Source organism: Acidovorax sp. Leaf160, assembly GCF_001424265.1.
GTDB lineage: Bacteria > Pseudomonadota > Gammaproteobacteria > Burkholderiales > Burkholderiaceae_C > Paracidovorax.
In genome coordinates this window covers 307,988-323,860 of the sequence record NZ_LMOV01000024.1, presented here as the reverse complement: position 1 = coordinate 323,860, position 15,873 = coordinate 307,988, and the positions used below count along the sequence as shown (strand labels likewise).

Sequence of the window (15,873 nt, the reverse complement as noted above, 5' to 3'; positions counted from 1 at the left end):
GCCAGGGCCTCGCCGCCGCCGCCGCGTGTACGGCGCACAAGTCGGCGGCCCGGCTCCAGACGAGACTCCCAAAAAGAAAAGCCGCACCTGGCGACAGGTGCGGCTTTCTTCATTTCGGCTTTTTCATCGGGGCACGTCGTTCGCGCGCCTTCTATCGTGGAGCCACTCGTGATGCTTTTGCCATGAATTCAGTCGCTGCAGGTGCCCGTGGATCGAGCGCCTGCGCGGCATTTCATGCGGATTCGGTGCCCATCTGCGACTGCAGGTAGTTGGGCAGGCCGATGCGGTCGATCAGGCCCAGCTGCTTTTCCAGCCAATAGGCGTGGTCTTCCTCGGTGTCCTTCAGCTGCACCAGCAGCAGATCGCGGCTCACGTAGTCGCCCACGCTCTCGCACAGCGCCATGCCGTTTTGCAGCGCGGCGCGCACTTCGTATTCGGTGTCCAGGTCCTTGCGCAGCATGTCGGGCACGGTGACGCCGGGCGTGAACTCCTTCGGGCGCATGTCGGGCCGGCCCCCCAGGAAGATGATGCGGCGCAGCAGCGCGTCGGCATGCTGCGTTTCCTCTTCCATTTCGTGGTTCAGCCGGGTGTAGAGCCGCACCAGGCCCATGTCTTCGTAGAAGCGTGAATGGGCGAAGTACTGGTCGCGCGCAGCGAGCTCGCCGCGCAGCAGGTCCTTGAAATATTCGACGACTTGGGGGTTCCCTTGCATGATCTTCTTTATGGTTGTTTCAGCCGGGAGTATCGCGGTTCGGCGTGCCTTTGTCGCGCAAACCCCCGGCCTGGCGCTCTGGTTGCGTACGGGGATCAGAAGCGTTCGCGTTGGCCGGCCTGCGGCAGGCTCAAAATGGCAGCCCCTCTCCGATTCCTTATCTGCTCAACGATTGCCCATGCGCTTCGACGGAACCCTGCAGTCCTGGAACGACGACCGCGGCTTCGGTTTCATCGAGCCGCCGGCCGGCGGCGACCCGGTCTTCGTTCACATCAAGGCCTTTCGCCCGCTGCGCGAGCGGCCCCGGCCGGGCCAGCGGGTGCGCTTCGAGGTGGAACCGGGCCGGGATGGCCAGAAGCGCGCGGTCAACGTCGAGCTGGTGGCGCAGGCGCCTAGCCCCCGGCCCGCTCGGCCCGCTCGGTCCGCTCGGCCCGCCCGGTCGACGCGGCCCGCGTCCCGCCGCGCGTCGGCCAGCAGCGGCGGAAGGGCGGGAAGCGCCGCAGCCCTCTGGGCGTTGCCGGCCTTCATGCTGATGCTGGCCGCCGGCTACATCCTCGGCCATCCGCCGCGCTGGCTGCTCTGGGTGTATCCGCTCGCAAGCCTCGTGACCTACCTCGTCTACGCGTGGGACAAGTCGGCGGCCCGGGCGGGGGCGTGGCGGGTGTCCGAGCGCACGCTGCATCTGCTGGCGCTGGCCGGCGGCTGGCCGGGCGCGGTGCTGGCGCAGCAAACCCTGCGGCACAAATCGGCCAAGGCCGCCTTTCGCGCCGTGTTCTGGCTGACCGTGCTGGCCAACGCCGCGGGGTTCTCATGGCTCGCCAGCCCGTATGGGCAGGCCCTCGGCCAGCAGCTGGGCACCTCGCTGGGCCGCTGAGGGGCGGGCGCTCGGCAGGGGCATGGTCGGCGGGCACAATACCGGCCACCATGCTCATGTACCCGCACATCGACCCCGTGGCCCTGCAACTGGGGCCGCTCTCCATCCACTGGTACGGCCTCACGTATCTCGCCGCCTTCGGTCTCTTCATGTTCCTGGGCATGCGCCGGCTGCGGCACCAGCCCTATGCCTCCTTCACCGGCGCCCAGACCTGGACGCGCAAGGACGTCGAAGACATCCTCTTTCTCGGCGTGATGGGCGTGGTGGTGGGCGGGCGGCTGGGCTATTGCCTGTTCTACAAGCCCGGCTACTACCTCTCGCACCCGCTGGAGATCTTCTACATCTGGCAGGGCGGCATGAGCTTCCATGGCGGCATGCTCGGCGTGATCGTGGCCATGGCCTGGTACGCCCGGTCGCGCCGCCGCCCCTGGCTGCAGGTGACCGACTTCATCGCCCCCTGCGTGCCGACCGGCCTCGCGGCAGGCCGCGTCGGCAACTTCATCAATGGCGAGCTGTGGGGGCGCTTTGCCGATCCGTCGCTGCCCTGGGGCATGGTGTTCCCGCAAAGCGGCTCGATGCTGCCGCGCCACCCCTCGCAGATCTACCAGTTCCTGATGGAAGGGCTGCTGCTCTTCGTGCTGCTCTGGCTGTACGCGCGCCGGGGCCGCAAGCTGGGCGAGGTGTCGGCCGCGTTTCTGGTGGGCTACGGCGTCTTCCGCTTCATCGCCGAGTACTTCCGCGAACCCGACGCGTTCCTCGGCATCCTCTCGCTGGGCATGAGCATGGGGCAGTGGCTCTGCGTGCCGATGATCGTCGCCGGCGTGGCGATGTGGGTCTGGGCACAGCGCCAGAGCCCGGCCGTTCACCGAACCGCCTGAGCCGTCGCGCGGCGCACCCGCGCACGGCGCCGGCTCAAGCCATGAGCGGCTTGGCCTTGCGCACCCACAGCGCGGCGCAGGCCAGCGCCAGCAGGGGCAGGGCGGCCAGGTTGATGGCCGTCCAGCCGACGCCCGCGAGCAGGGCGCCCGAGCCGAACGACATGGCCACGGCCGTGGCGCCATTGCACAGCTCCATCAACGCCTGGGCCGCGCCGCGTTCTTGCGGCGCGTGGTTCTCGGCCAGCAGGGTGGTGCCGGCGATCAGCATCAGGTTCCAGCCCAGGCCCAGCAGCAGCGAGCTGGCGAAGAAGTGCGCCATCTCCACGCCCGACAGCGCCGTGCAGGCGCTGGCAGCGATCGCCGCAGCCCCGACCGCCGCCACGCGGCGCGCTCCGAACCGGTCCACCAGCGGGCCGGCGAAGAAGGCCGGCAGGAACATGCCGATCACATGCCACTGGATCACCGTCGCCGCCGAAGCGGTGGAAAAGCCGCAGGCATCCATCGCCAGCGGCGTGGCGTTCATCACCAGAATCATCAGCCCATGGCCGATGGCCGTCATCAGCACGGCCGCACGCAGGCCCGGCCGCGCCATCAGCAGACGCAGCGCGCCCGGCGCGGGCCGGGGCGCCGCCGCGCCGCCCCTGGGCAGCCGCGAGACGGTGAGCAGGCCCAGCGCCGCCAGTGCGGCGATCACCAGATAGGCGCCCGCGAACGGCACGGCCAGTGCGTCGCGCGACCCCACGGCCAGCGGCGGCGCCAGCACCGCCGCACACACGCCGCCGCCCACCACCCAGGCGGCGGCACGGCCCCGGCGCTGCGGCTCCACCGCTTCCAGCGCGGCGTGCCGGTAGAAGCCCGACGACGCCTGGTAGACGCCGATGGCGGTCGCGCCCAGGCACAGCAGCGCAAAGCTGCCCTGCTGCAGCGCCACCGCGCAGAGCAGCCCGCCCGCCACGCCGACGGCCGCACCCAGCATCAGCGCCGGGCGCCGGCCATGCCGCTGCATGGCGACCGACAGCGGCATCACCGCCAACAGGTTGCCCAGCACCAGCAGCGCCAGCGGCAGCGTGGCCAGCACCGTCCACGGCGCCAGGCGCAAACCGGCCAGCGAGGTCAGCGTGATGCCGATGATGGAACAGGACCAGTAGAGCGCCTGGGCGGCAAACAGCAGGCGGAGGATGGGGTGGTTCAGCAGGAACATGGTCAGTCGGCGAGAGGGTGGGGAAATCGGGGATCTGCGCAGCGGGTTCAGAGCCCGGCAGCCGCCGCTGGCCCGAAGCGCTGCGCGAACGCCTGCGGGCTCACCGAGAGCTGCCGGTGAAAGGCCCGCCGCAGGGTTTCGGGATGCTGGAAGCCGCAAAGCCGGGCGATGGTCGCGACCGACGCCTGGCCTTGCGACAGCAAGGCAGATGCGGTTTCCACCCGCACCCGTTCGACATAGCGCGCCGGCGTGGTGCCCAGCTCGCGCTGGAACACGCGGGTGAGCGTGCGCGGGGCCATGCAGGAGCGCGCGGCCAGCGCTTCCAGCGACAGGTCTTCGCCCAGGTGGCCGGGAATCCATTCCAGCAGCGGTGTCAGGCGCGGCGTGTGCTCGGCGTCCGGCGCCACCAGCCGGCTGAACTGGGCCTGTCCGCCGGGACGGCGCAGGTAGATCACCAGGCGTCGCGCCACCGCCAGCGCCAGGGCGCGGCCCAGGTCGTGCTCCACCAGCGCCAGTGCCAGATCGATGCCGGAGCTGACCCCGGCCGACGTGAAGACATGGGCGTCGCCGTGCATGCCGGTGGGGTCGTAGGTGTGCAGCCGGTCGCCTTGCAGATCGACGCCGGGGTGGCGCTCGCGGAACTCGGCCACCCGCTCCCAGTGGGTGGTGGCCGGGCGGCCGTGCAGCAAGCCGGCTTCGGCCAGCAGCAGTGCGCCGGAACACACCGACCCCATCCGCGCCACCAGCGGCTCGGCCTGCTGCAGCCAGCGCAGCAGCGTGGCATTGCCCAACTGGCCCGACACGCCCTGACCTCCGGGCACGATCAGCGTGTGGATGCCTGCGATGGGTTCATCGCCGTAAGCGGCCTGCGCCACCAGCCCCAGACCGGCGGAGCAGGTCACCATGCCCGGCTGCTCGGCCAGCAAACGCAAGGCGTAGTGCGGCGCACGCCCCTGGCGGCTGAGTTCGTCATTCGCAGACGCCATGACCTGCCACGGGCCCACGACGTCGAGGCTCATGAAGCCGGGGTAGATCAGGCAGGCGAAGGTGAGGGGCGGCAGGGGCATGCCGCAAGTGTCGGCGGCGGGGGGTCTGGCTGCAATGACAACGAACCCACCTTCCTGGCCACCTTGGGCAGAAAGCAATCGCCAGTTCGTTGTCCCGAACGACGGTCTGCATGCGGGTAAGCCAGCAGGCTTTGCGCACTGCACGGCCTTGACCGGCTCTTCATAATTATGAGAAATTACGTGAAATGACGGCCTGCTTCACTCGCTTCCACCGCACGTCCCGCATCGCCGGCATCCCCGGTCGCGCCGCAGGCCGGGCCCGCGCTGAAGGGGCCGCGAGCGAGGCTGGCTGCGCGGCATACCGCTGCCACAGCCGGCGGCGCCGGTGGGCCTGCCCCTCCGTGCCGCCCAAGGCAGTCCCGCAACGCCATCCCCGGAATGGCTGCCCATGACGCCTGCACTCGCCGTCGTCCGCGCCCAGGCCCCCTCGCTGCACGAGGAGGCCGCAGAACGGCTGCGCGAGCAGATCTTCGCGGGGGCGCTGCCGCCGGGCAGCTTTCTCGATGAGGTGGCGCTGTGCGAGCGCCTCGCCATCTCGCGCACGCCGCTGCGCGAGGCGTTGAAGGTGCTGGTGGCCGAAGGCCTGCTGCGCCATGAGCCTCGCCGCGGCTGCTTCGTGGCCGAAGTGACCGAGCGCGACCTGGACGAGATATTTCCCGTCATCGCCCTGCTGGAAGGCCGGGCCGCGCACGAGGCCACCGACCGCGCCGGCAGCGCCGACATCGCCGCGCTGGAAGTGCTGCACCAGCGCCTGTGCGAGCACGCCGAGGCCGGCCGCATCAACGACTACTACGACGCCAACTACGCCATCCATGAGGCCTTCATCACGCTGGCCGACAACCGCTGGCTGGCGCAGGTGATCGGCGATCTGCGGCGCATCCTGCGGCTGGCGCGGCATCAGACGCTGCACGTGCCGGGCCGCCTGCAGCAGAGCCTGTCGGAACACCTGGCCGTGTTCGCCGCCCTGCAGCGCCGCGATGCCGCCGCGGCGGAGCAGGCGATGCGTGACCACGTCCTGGCGCAGCGCGACGCGTTGCGCGACATCGCCCGCAATCACCACTCCCGGATCGCACCATGAACGCTGCCTCTACCTGGATCTCGCGCAACGTGCCGCGCCTGCGCCCCGCCGACCCGAAGACCGAGGCGGCCGATGCCGGCAGCGGTGGCCCCGCTCCCAAGCCGCCCGCGCCCCGGTCCACCAACGAACGGCTGGCCGCCACCCTGCGCCGGGCGGGCGAGGGGCTGTCGCCGCGCGCCTTGCGCCGCCTGCTGGCCGACCTGCAGGGCGTGGCTGCCACCCAGGTGAGCGAAGTGGAGGGCGGCCGCCGCGCCGAGGCCGTCGCCGCCTGGTATGCCGAGGCCAAGCCCGAGGAGCGCCGCGACATGTGGCTGCTGATGTGCGAGCAGTTCTCGGCCGATGCCGAGCAGGTCAAGACGGCCCGCCAGCGCCATGAAGCCGCTGCCGGCACGGAAGACGAGGCGCATGCCGAGATGCACCTGCGCCGCGCCCTGGCCTCGCCCCGCACCCGGCTGCTGCAGCGCTTCGCCGTGTTCCCTCAGGGCATGCGCTTCCTGCTCGACCTGCGTGCGGAGTGGCTGCCGCTCCTGAAGGGCGACAAGCGCCTGCTGCCGCTGGACGCGGAACTGGAGCACCTCTTCTCCACCTGGTTCGACGTCGCTTTCCTGGAGCTGCGCGCGCTGTCGTGGGACTCGCCCGCATCGCTGCTGGAAAAGCTCATCAAGTACGAGGCCGTGCACGACATCCGCAGCTGGGCCGACCTGAAGAACCGGCTCGACAGCGACCGCCGCTGCTATGGCTTCTTCCACCCGCGCCTGCCCAACGAGCCGCTGATCTTCGTGGAGGTGGCCCTGCTCGGCGACATCTCCAGCAGCATCACCCCGCTGCTGGACGAATCGGCCGAGCCGGTGGACATCGCCCGCGCCAGCACCGCCATCTTCTATTCCATCAGCAACACGCAGACCGGCCTGCGCGGGGTGAGCTTCGGCGACTCGCTCATCAAGCACGTGGTGGAGACGCTCACCGCCGAGTTCCCTCGCCTGCGCACCTTCGCCACGCTCTCGCCCATCCCCGGCTTTCGCGCCTGGTTCGGCAAGCACTGCGCCGCCGCGCTGGACGCGCTGGACGACAAGCGCCGCGCCGAACTCGGCCGCGCCGTCGGCTTCGAGCCGCCGCAGGCCGCCCATGTGCTGGCGGCGGCCGACAAGGCGCTGGAACTGCCGCCCAAGTCGCCCGTGCGCCAGCTGCTGCTGCAGTGCGCCGCCCGCTACCTGGGGCGCGAACTGGACAAGGGCAAGCCGGTCGATGCGGTCGCGCGCTTCCACCTGGGCAACGGCGCCCGCGTCGAGCGCCTGAACTGGGCCGGCGACCCTTCGCCCAAGGGCCAGAAGCAGTCGTACGGGCTGATGGTCAACTATCTCTACGATCTGAAACGGATCGACAAACACCGCAGCCTGCTGGCGCAGGGCCGCGTACCGATGTCCAGCGACATCGACAGCCTGAGCCGCGGCTGACCGGCTGCGCGCAGCGCCCTCCCCTCGACGGGCGATGCGCGCGGCAACGAGCCGCGTACCACGGGCCATGACTCCAAGCGCCTTCCTTGCCTAGAAAAGCGTGAACGCAGACAAATACGACAGGAGACAAAAGGAATGAACCCCATCCATGCATCGGCCCGTGACGGCCACATCACGGACCACCGATCGAGCGCGCCGGACGGCGGGCCGGTCTCGCGGCGCACGGTGCTGCGCGCCGCGGGCGCGGCGGGCCTGGCCGCAGCCTCGGCCGGCGCCAGCTGGGCGCAGGGCGCTGCCGCCAGCTGGCCCACCAAGCCGGTGACGCTGGTGGTGCCGTTCCCGGCGGGCGGCGGCACCGACGCGTTCGCGCGGCCGCTGTCGGCGCAGTTCGCGAAAGCGCTGGGCAAGCCGCTCATCATCGACAACCGGGGCGGTGCGGGGGGCACGGTGGGCGCGAGCTTCGCCGCCAAGGCCGCGCCGGACGGCTACACGCTCTTCATGGGCGGCACGCACCACGTCATCGCGCCGTCGATGTATCCCAAGCTCGACTACGACATCGAAAAGGACTTCGTGCCGCTGGCGCTGCTGGCCAATGTGCCCCAGGTGCTGGTGGTGAACCCGCGCGTGGTCAAGGCCACCACCATGGCGCAGCTGCTCGAGCAGATCAAGGCCAACCCCGGCCGCATGAACTACGCCTCGGCCGGCTCGGGCTCGTCGCACCATCTGGCGGGCGAGCTGTTCAAGATCCAGACGGGCACCTTCATCACGCACATCCCCTACCGCGGCGCGGGCCCGGCGCTGCAGGACCTGATCTCCGGCAACGTGGACATGCTGTTCGACGGCCTGGGCTCCTCCGCCGCGCACATCAAGGGCGGCCGCATCCGCGCGCTGATGGTGTCGGGCAACCGGCGCAACCCCGCCTTTCCCGACGTGCCCTGCGCGGCGGAAGTCGGCCTGCCCGACTACACCGTCACCACCTGGTACGGCCTCTGGGCGCCCAAGGGCACGCCGGCTGACATCCAGGCCCGCATCGTGGAAGAGGTGCGCAAGCTCGGTACGGCCGATGAGCTGAAGGCCATCTGGGCCGGCAACGGCGCCGAGTTTGGCGGCATGACCCAGCAGCAGTTCGGCGCTTTCGTGGGGTCCGAAGTCAAACGCTGGGCCCAGGTCGTGAAGACCTCCGGCGCCAAGCTGGAGTGACCCCGTCGCCCAATGCCCGTCGATATGCCACCCCAGAGTGCCGCCCATGCCCGCCGGTGAAGTGATCGCAGGCCCCCTGGAGGGCGCGGACGGCGCGGCCGGCATCTGGCGCGTCGTGCTGCGCCACCCCGGCCGGCTCAACGCCATGTCGCGCATCATGTGGCAGCAGCTGCGCGCGGTGTTCTGCGCGCTGCAGCAGCACGAGCCAGGCGTGCGCTGCGTGATCGTGCAGGGCGATGGCGGCGCGTTCTGCGCGGGCGGCGACATCTCGGAATACCCGGGCTTCCGCTTCGACCCCGCGCAGCTGCGCGCCTTCCACGAGGGCGACGTGTGGGGCGGGCTGGCGGCCATGCTGGCCTGCGACGTGCCCCTGGTCGCCGGCATCGACGGCGCCTGCATGGGCGCGGGGGTGGAGATCGCCAGCTGCTGCGACCTGCGCATCGCCACGCCGCAGGCGCGCTTTGGCGCTCCCATCGCGCGGCTGGGCTTTCCGATGGCCCCGCGCGAGGCGCAGCTGGTGGCCAGCGCCGCCGGCGCGATGACCGCCCGCCAGATGCTGCTGGAGGCGGCCACCTTCAGCGCAGCCGAGATGGCGCAGCGCGGCTTCCTGAGCCGTATCGAGCCCGCCGAAACCCTGGAAACCGAGCTGCTGGCCACTGCCCGCCGCATCGCCGCCCTGGCACCCCAGGCCGCCCGGCTGAACAAGCAGACCCTGCGGGCCCTGTTGCTGCCCGGCCTGGTGGCGGATTCCATGCCGGATCGCCCTCTGGCGCCCGCACTATCTGGGCCTGATGCTATGAAAAAAGAAGCAGATGCGCTGGCCGACCCCTACGCCTACGCCGACAGCGCGGAGCACCGTGAGGGCATCGGCGCCTTCCTGGAAAAGCGGCCGCCCCGGTTCTGATCGGCAACGCAGCCACCCACCCGCATCGCCCTCCAACCTCCGTTTTCACCGACCCCGCACTCCAACCGATCGAAGCACCATGAGCGCACTGAACGCCACTGCCCATTCGCCCACACCCGCGCCCGCCTCCGCTGCCGCGCTTGCCTCGCAGAACCTGTTCACCGCCTTGCGCGCGGCTTTCCCGGCCGACCTGGATGCCGTGGCCGTCGAGGCCACGGCGCCGGACGGCACGCCGCTGCACTACACCTGGCGCGACCTGGACGAAGCCAGCGCCCGCATCGCCAACCTGCTGGCGTCGCTGAACCTGCCGGACGGCAGCCGGGTGGCGATGCAGGTGGAGAAGTCGGTCGAGGCCATGCTGCTCTATCTCGCCACGCTGCGCGCGGGCTACGTCTTCCTGCCGCTCAACACCGCCTACCAGAGCGCCGAGATCGAATACTTCGTCGGCAATGCCGAGCCGGCCGTGGTGGTCTGCACGCCGGGCAACTTCGGCTGGGTCTCGAAGATCGCCTTCACGGCCGGCACCCAGCATGTCTTCACGCTGGGTGACGACCGCACCGGCAGCCTGCTGGACCGCGCCGCCCAGCACGCGGGCCAGCACACGCCCGTGGCCCGCGCGGCGGACGACCTGGCTGCCATCCTCTACACCAGCGGGACCACCGGCCGCAGCAAGGGCGCCATGCTCACGCACGGCAACCTGCTGTCGAACGCGCAGGTGCTCAAGGACTACTGGGGCTGGCAGGCCACCGGAGGGCCGGACGGCGGGGGCGACGTGCTGATCCACGCGCTGCCCATCTTCCACGTGCACGGGCTCTTCGTGGCCATCCACGGCGCGCTCATCAACGGCAGCAAGATGATCTGGCTGAACAAGTTCGATCCCAAGGCCGTCATCGCCGCCATGCCGCGCGCCACCGTGTTCATGGGCGTGCCCACGCTCTACGTGCGCCTGCTGGCCGAGCCCGGCCTGAGCCGGGAGGCGGTGCGCAACATGCGCCTTTTCGTCGCGGGCTCCGCGCCGCTGCTGATCGAGACCTTCAAGGAATGGCAGCAGCGCACCGGCCACACCATCCTGGAGCGCTACGGCATGAGCGAAACCATCATGCTCACCAGCAACCCCTATGCGGCCGATGCGCGCCACGGCGGGCAGGACGAGCGGCGTGGCGCCACGGTGGGCTTTCCGCTGCCCGGCGTGGGCCTGCGCGTGGTGGGCGACGCTGGCCAGCCGATGCCCACGGGCGAGATCGGCAACATCCAGGTGCAGGGCCCGAACGTGTTCCAGGGCTACTGGCGCATGCCCGAGAAGACGAAGGAAGAGTTCGCCGAGGGGCCGGACGGCAGCCGCTGGTTCAAGACCGGCGACGTCGGCCGCATCGACGAGCGCGGCTACGTGCACATCGTGGGCCGCAGCAAGGACCTGATCATCAGCGGCGGCTACAACGTGTACCCGGCCGAGATCGAGGGCTACGTCAACGAACTGCCCGGCGTGGCCGAAAGCGCGCTGGTCGGCGTGCCGCACCCGGACTTCGGCGAGGTGGGCGTGATCGTGGTGACACCCAGGCCCGGCGCCCTGCTGGACGGCGATGCCATCCTCGCGGCGCTGAAGTCGCAACTGGCGAACTTCAAGATTCCCAAGCGCTGCTTCATCGTGCCGGAGTTGCCGCGCAACACCATGGGCAAGGTCCAGAAGAACCTGCTGCGCGATGCGCACAAGGGGCTGTTCGCCTGAGACGGCGGGGCCGAGCGGGCCGAGCGCGCCGAGCGGCCCCAGCCGGTTCTACGCGGCTTTGGCGCCGTCTTCGCAGAAGATGCATGCGGGTGGCGGCTCCTGGGCCGGGCTCTGCACCAGTCCGTGGCTGCAGCAGTGCTCCAGCCACGCCCCCACCAGCTTGTACACCGACAGGTTGGTGCGGGCGGTCGGGGCGCACAGGTAGTAGCCCAGCGGGCTTTGGAACCTGTCGCCCAGCGGTTCCACCAGGGTGCCGGCCTGCAGCTCGTCCTCGACCAGGCAGGTCGGCACGATGCCCACGCCGAAGCCCGACACCGCTGCGCGGATGATGAGCGAATACAGGTTGAAGCCCGGCCCGAAGCGGCTGCCGCTGGTGTCGCAGCCGTTGGCCACCATCCAGTCGTGCCAGGCCAGCGGCACCTCGATGTGCTGCAGCAGCGTGGCGTGCTGCAGGTCGGCAGGGGTGCGCAGGGGCAGGGCGGCCTGCAGCTGCGGGCTGCAGACGATGCTGGTTTCCTTGCCGATCAGGTAGCGTGCGTTGGCGCTGGGCCAGTTGCCGTAACCGTACTGGATGGCCGCGTCGAATTCATACGGCACCGCAAAGTCGTGCGCGTGCTGATAGCGCACGAAGTTCAGCGACACCTGCGGAAGCGTGCGCTTGAAGTGCCCGAGGCGTGGGAACAGCCACTGCGCCGCGAAGGTGGGCGGCACCGAGAAATTGAGCGCGCCGCCGCTGCCGCCATACGACATGAGCTGCGTGGTGGCCGACTCCAGCGCCGCCATGGCCGGCCGCGTGGCGTTCAGGTAGGTGGCGCCGGCATCGGTCAGCTCCAGCCCGCTGGCCTTGCGGATGAAGAGCTTCTGGCCCAGGTAGTCTTCCAGCGATGCGATGTGGCGGCTGATGGCGCTCTGCGTCACGCACAGCTCGCGCGCCGCCATCGTGAACGCCTGGTGCTTGGCGGCCGAGTGGAAGGCGTTCAGTTCCGAGATGGTGGGGCACAGGCGTCGCATGGTGGGGCATGAGTAATGGTCATGGGTGGGTGAGATTTTAGGGCGTTGCCCGCAGCCCGGATTGGCCCGATAAATGCGTCCTGTGACGGCGCTGTGACGCGGTTTACCGTGTGATCTGCTCCTTTAGCACCAAAGTTGTGCGGGGCGACCTGCGGATAACCCGAACATGCACCGCCATGAGTATTTTTCAAGCCATCGCGTTCCACCCATTTTCTCCATGACCACTTTGCTGATCGACAACTGCCGCGTGCTGGACGTGCATGCGCTCACCTTGCGCACCGGGCTCTCCGTTCTGGTGCAGGACGGGCGCATCGCCGCCGTGGGCGAGAACCTGGCGGCAGGCGACGGCGCCACGCGCATCGACGCGCGCGGCATGACGCTCATGCCCGGCATGATCGACTGCCACGTGCACGTGGTGGCGTCGTCCTTCAATCTCGGCACGGTGGCCAAGATGCCCAACGTCTTCACCATGCTGCGGTCGCTGCCGATCTTGCAGGGCATGCTCGGCCGCGGCTTCACGTCGGTGCGGGACGCGGGCGGTGCGGACTGGTCGCTGGCCGAAGCCGTGCGCACGGGGCTGGTGCAGGGCCCGCGCATCTTCCCCTCGGGCAAGGCGCTGTCGCAGACCGGCGGGCACGCGGACTTCCGCCAGCGCAACGACGACCTGGACGTCTGCTCCTGCGCCTACAAGCTGGGCAACATCGGCCGCGTGGTCGATGGCGTCGACGCCTGCCGCCTGGCGGTGCGGGAAGAGATGCTCAAGGGCGCCACGCAGATCAAGGTGATGGCCTCGGGCGGCGTGGCCTCTCCCAACGATCCGATCCAGAACCTGGGCTACTCCGAGGCCGAATTGCGCGCCATCGTGGAAGAGGCCGACAACGCCAGCACCTACGTGATGGCGCATGCCTACACGCCGCGCGCCATCGCCCGCGCCGTGCGCTGCGGCGTGCGCACCATCGAGCACGGCAACCTGGTCGATGCGCCCACCGCCGAGCTGATGGCCGAGCGGCGCGCCTTCATGGTGCCGACACTTGTCACGTATGAAGGCCTGGCCAGCGAAGGCGAGCGCTATGGCCTGCCGGCGGTGTCCATCGCCAAGATCGACACGGTGCGCGGCCAGGGCAAGAAGGCCATCGAGATACTGGCCAGGGCCGGCGTGAAGATGGGCCTGGGCAGCGACCTGCTGGCCGAGACGCACTACCTGCAGTCCGACGAGTTGCGCCTGCGCGCCGAGATTCTGGGCAACGGCCCGGTGCTGCAGCAGGCCACGCTGATCGGCGCCGAGATCCTGAACCAGCAGGGCCAGCTCGGCGAGATCACCGCAGGGGCCATCGCCGACCTGCTGCTGGTCGATGGCGACCCGCTGGCCGACATCAGCTGCCTGCTGGGCCAAGGCGAGCGCATCCGCGCGATCGTCAAGGACGGCGCCTTCGTCAAGAACACGCTCTGAGATTCCCTCGTTTCTTCTTTCGATTCCCCCGCCTCACCGGAGACCACCATGCAACGTAGAAACCTTTTGAAGCTCGGCGGCGCCGCAGCCGCCCTGCAGTGCCTGCCTTCCATCGGCTTCAGCCAGCAGGGCGACGTGTTCCGCATCGGCTCGCTCACGCCGATCACCGGCGCGGGCAGCCCCTACGGCCCGGGCATGCAGCAGGCCATTCGCCTGGCGGTGGACGAGGTCAACGCCGCCGGCGGCGCGGGCGGCCGCAAGCTCGAACTCTTCACCGAAGACTCGCAGACCAAGCCGGACGCCGCCGTGCTGGCCGCCAAGAAGCTGATCGAGGTGAACAAGGTGCAGGCCGTGCTGGGCACCTGGGCCTCGGGCGTGTCGCTGGCGGTGATGCCGCTGACCGATGCCGCCGGCCTCATCGAGATGAACGTCTCGGGCGCGCCGGCCATCTCCACGCTCGACACCAAGGACCTGGTCTGGCGCTTCCAGGCGACCAACGACCGCTTCGGCGCGGCGTTCGCCGAGATCTGCGCCAAGCGCGGCTTCAAGCGGCCCGCCACCATGGCGTTCAACAACGCCTCGGGCCTGGGCAACGTGGAAGGCTTCACCCGCGTGTGGGAAAAGCGCGGCGGCAAGGTGGCCGCGCACGTCACCTATGAACCCAGCCGCCCGAGCTACCGGAGCGAGCTGCAGAAGATCCTGGCGGCCAAGCCCGACGTGATCGTGATGGGCTCCTACCTGCCCGACACCACCATCATCCTGCGCGAGTGGTTCCAGTCCGGTGCCGACAACAAGTGGATCATCCCCGGCTGGGCGGCCAACCCCGACCTGGTGAAGGCGCTGGGCGCCGAGGTCTGCGAAGGCATCATCTCGGTGGAAACCGTGTCGAACGAGAAGAGCACGTCGTACGCCCAGTTCGATGCCGCCTTCACCAAGGCCACGGGCAAGTCCGCGGCCACCAACATCTACGCCGCCATGGCCTACGACATGGTGATCTCGCTGGCCCTGGCCATAGAAGCCGCCGGCGCCAAGGCCACGGTGGAGCAGGTCAACGCCAAGATCCGCGACGTCTCCAACGCACCCGGCACGGCCGTGTATTCCTTCGCCGAAGGCAAGGCCCAGCTGGCCAAGAAGGCCAAGGTGAACTACGAGGGCGCCTCCAGCAAGCTCGACTTCGACAAGTTCGGCGACGCCACGCCCGACTTCGGCGTGTACGTGATCGAGAAGGGGCAGCTGGTGCGCCGCGACGTGGTGTCCATCACCATGTGACGGCGCAGGCCGCGCGCGCCGCATCGTCGGCGCACGCGGCATTTTTTTCCCGGTCGCCCCTGGGCGGCCGACACAGCCCGGCACAGCCGTTCTGGCCAGGCGTCGCAACGCCGGCAGCAAGCTGGCACCGGCCGCCTGACATGGGACCTGCACGAGATGACGCAATGACCTGGATCGATTTCGCAAACCTCCTGATCAATGGATTGATCGAAGGCCTGGTGGTGGCCCTGCCTGCCCTGGCCATGACCCTGGTGATGGGCGTCAACCGCTTTCCCAACGCCGCCACGGGCGACCTGATGACGACCGGCGCCTATGCCGCCGTGGCGGTGCAGCTGCTGGGCGGCGTGCCGCTGTGGCTGGCCGCTATCGCCAGCGTGGTGGTGACGGCGCTGGTCTCGGCCGGCTCCTACCAGCTGATCTTCCGCAAGCTGGCGGGGCGGCCGATGGTGGCCTCCATGCTGGCCGCCATCGGCCTGGGCTTTCTGCTGCGCAGCCTGATCTCGTTCTTCGCCGGCCACGACCAGCGCACCTTCGACATGCCGCTGGTGCGCGCCTGGAACTTCGGCGGCCTGCGCATCCTGCCGACCGACGTGCTGATCGCGGCCATCGCCGCTGCCTGCCTGGCGGTCGTGTTCGTGCTCATCTACCGCACCAGCTTCGGCCGCCAGCTGCGCGCCGTGGCCGACAGCGCCGATCTGGCGCGGGCCAGCGGCATCCGCGCGGGCGGGCTGATGCTGAGCCTCTGGCTGCTGGTGGGCGCGCTTTCCTCCATCGGCGGCGTGCTGCTCGGCATGAAGGCGATCGTCATGCCCGAGATGGGGTGGGAGAGTTTGATCCCCGCGTTCGCCGCCATGGTGCTGGGCGGCATCGGCAGCCCGGTGGGCGCCGTGCTGGGGGCGCTGGTGCTCTGCGTGGTGCAAGAGCTGTCGGTGCCGTTGCTGGGCCCCTCGTACAAGCTCGTGCTGTCGTTCGTGGTGCTGGCGCTGGTGCTGCTGCTGCGCCCCGCCGGCCTCATGGGCCGCGTGCAGCTGGTGCGCTGAAACAGAAGA

At 69.7% G+C, this 15,873-nt stretch carries 14 protein-coding genes; 10 read left to right on the top strand and 4 right to left on the bottom strand.

Annotated elements, in window-relative coordinates; translation table 11 throughout:
- Window positions 1-232: 232 nt before the first annotated feature.
- Window positions 233-712: a bacterioferritin gene (gene bfr, locus ASF94_RS15005; protein WP_056667994.1), complete on the bottom strand. Its 480-nt coding sequence runs from the start codon at window positions 710-712 to the stop codon at window positions 233-235.
- Window positions 713-890: 178 nt separating this feature from the next.
- Between bfr and ASF94_RS15000 the strand changes: the two genes are divergently transcribed.
- Window positions 891-1,586 (top strand): cold shock and DUF1294 domain-containing protein, encoded by a 696-nt coding sequence (locus tag ASF94_RS15000; protein WP_056667991.1) that lies wholly within the window; start codon window positions 891-893, stop codon window positions 1,584-1,586.
- Window positions 1,587-1,636: 50 nt separating this feature from the next.
- Window positions 1,637-2,464 carry a prolipoprotein diacylglyceryl transferase gene (gene lgt, locus ASF94_RS14995; RefSeq protein ID WP_056667988.1) on the top strand — a complete coding sequence of 276 codons (828 nt, stop codon included), beginning with the start codon at window positions 1,637-1,639 and terminating at the stop codon, window positions 2,462-2,464.
- 34 nt (window positions 2,465-2,498) lie between these two features.
- On the opposite strand, the gene ASF94_RS14990 is transcribed toward lgt, so the two are convergent.
- Together ASF94_RS14990 and ASF94_RS14985 are read right to left on the bottom strand one after the other, a co-directional pair.
- Complete coding sequence (locus tag ASF94_RS14990; RefSeq protein ID WP_056667985.1) at window positions 2,499-3,665, bottom strand: MFS transporter; 1,167 nt, start codon at window positions 3,663-3,665, stop codon at window positions 2,499-2,501.
- Between the two features lie 47 nt (window positions 3,666-3,712).
- The gene (locus ASF94_RS14985; RefSeq protein WP_056667982.1) at window positions 3,713-4,732 is read right to left on the bottom strand and encodes a GlxA family transcriptional regulator; all 1,020 of its coding nucleotides are present in this window, start codon (window positions 4,730-4,732) and stop codon (window positions 3,713-3,715) included.
- Window positions 4,733-5,120: 388 nt separating this feature from the next.
- On the opposite strand from ASF94_RS14985, the gene ASF94_RS14980 reads away from it, so the two are divergent.
- The 5 genes from ASF94_RS14980 to ASF94_RS14960 all read left to right on the top strand — a co-directional run bounded on the left by ASF94_RS14980 (window position 5,121) and on the right by ASF94_RS14960 (window position 11,094).
- Window positions 5,121-5,810, top strand: a complete 690-nt coding sequence (locus tag ASF94_RS14980) for a GntR family transcriptional regulator (RefSeq protein ID WP_056667979.1) — start codon at window positions 5,121-5,123, stop codon at window positions 5,808-5,810.
- Window positions 5,807-7,264 carry a malonyl-CoA decarboxylase gene (locus ASF94_RS14975; RefSeq protein WP_056667976.1) on the top strand — a complete coding sequence of 486 codons (1,458 nt, stop codon included), beginning with the start codon at window positions 5,807-5,809 and terminating at the stop codon, window positions 7,262-7,264. The genes ASF94_RS14980 and ASF94_RS14975 overlap by 4 nt, the downstream gene beginning before the upstream one ends.
- 135 nt (window positions 7,265-7,399) lie before the next feature.
- A complete protein-coding gene (locus tag ASF94_RS14970) occupies window positions 7,400-8,464 on the top strand; it encodes a tripartite tricarboxylate transporter substrate binding protein (protein ID WP_082493320.1) in 1,065 nt (354 codons plus the stop codon).
- A 46-nt stretch (window positions 8,465-8,510) separates the two neighbouring features.
- Window positions 8,511-9,368: an enoyl-CoA hydratase/isomerase family protein gene (locus tag ASF94_RS14965; protein ID WP_056667973.1), complete on the top strand. Its 858-nt coding sequence runs from the start codon at window positions 8,511-8,513 to the stop codon at window positions 9,366-9,368.
- Window positions 9,369-9,447: 79 nt separating this feature from the next.
- Window positions 9,448-11,094: a malonyl-CoA synthase gene (locus ASF94_RS14960; RefSeq protein ID WP_056667970.1), complete on the top strand. Its 1,647-nt coding sequence runs from the start codon at window positions 9,448-9,450 to the stop codon at window positions 11,092-11,094.
- A 48-nt stretch (window positions 11,095-11,142) separates the two neighbouring features.
- On the opposite strand, the gene ASF94_RS14955 is transcribed toward ASF94_RS14960, so the two are convergent.
- On the bottom strand, window positions 11,143-12,105 hold the full coding sequence (locus ASF94_RS14955; RefSeq protein ID WP_056667967.1) for a LysR substrate-binding domain-containing protein: 963 nt from the start codon (window positions 12,103-12,105) through the stop codon (window positions 11,143-11,145).
- A gap of 217 nt (window positions 12,106-12,322) precedes the next feature.
- On the opposite strand from ASF94_RS14955, the gene ASF94_RS14950 reads away from it, so the two are divergent.
- The 3 genes from ASF94_RS14950 to ASF94_RS14940 all read left to right on the top strand — a co-directional run bounded on the left by ASF94_RS14950 (window position 12,323) and on the right by ASF94_RS14940 (window position 15,864).
- The gene (locus tag ASF94_RS14950; RefSeq protein ID WP_056667964.1) at window positions 12,323-13,555 is read left to right on the top strand and encodes an amidohydrolase family protein; all 1,233 of its coding nucleotides are present in this window, start codon (window positions 12,323-12,325) and stop codon (window positions 13,553-13,555) included.
- Window positions 13,556-13,603: 48 nt separating this feature from the next.
- Window positions 13,604-14,824, top strand: a complete 1,221-nt coding sequence (locus ASF94_RS14945) for an ABC transporter substrate-binding protein (protein WP_056667961.1) — start codon at window positions 13,604-13,606, stop codon at window positions 14,822-14,824.
- A gap of 164 nt (window positions 14,825-14,988) precedes the next feature.
- Window positions 14,989-15,864, top strand: coding sequence for a branched-chain amino acid ABC transporter permease (locus ASF94_RS14940; protein ID WP_056667958.1), 876 nt, complete (start codon window positions 14,989-14,991; stop codon window positions 15,862-15,864).
- Window positions 15,865-15,873 lie beyond the last annotated feature (9 nt).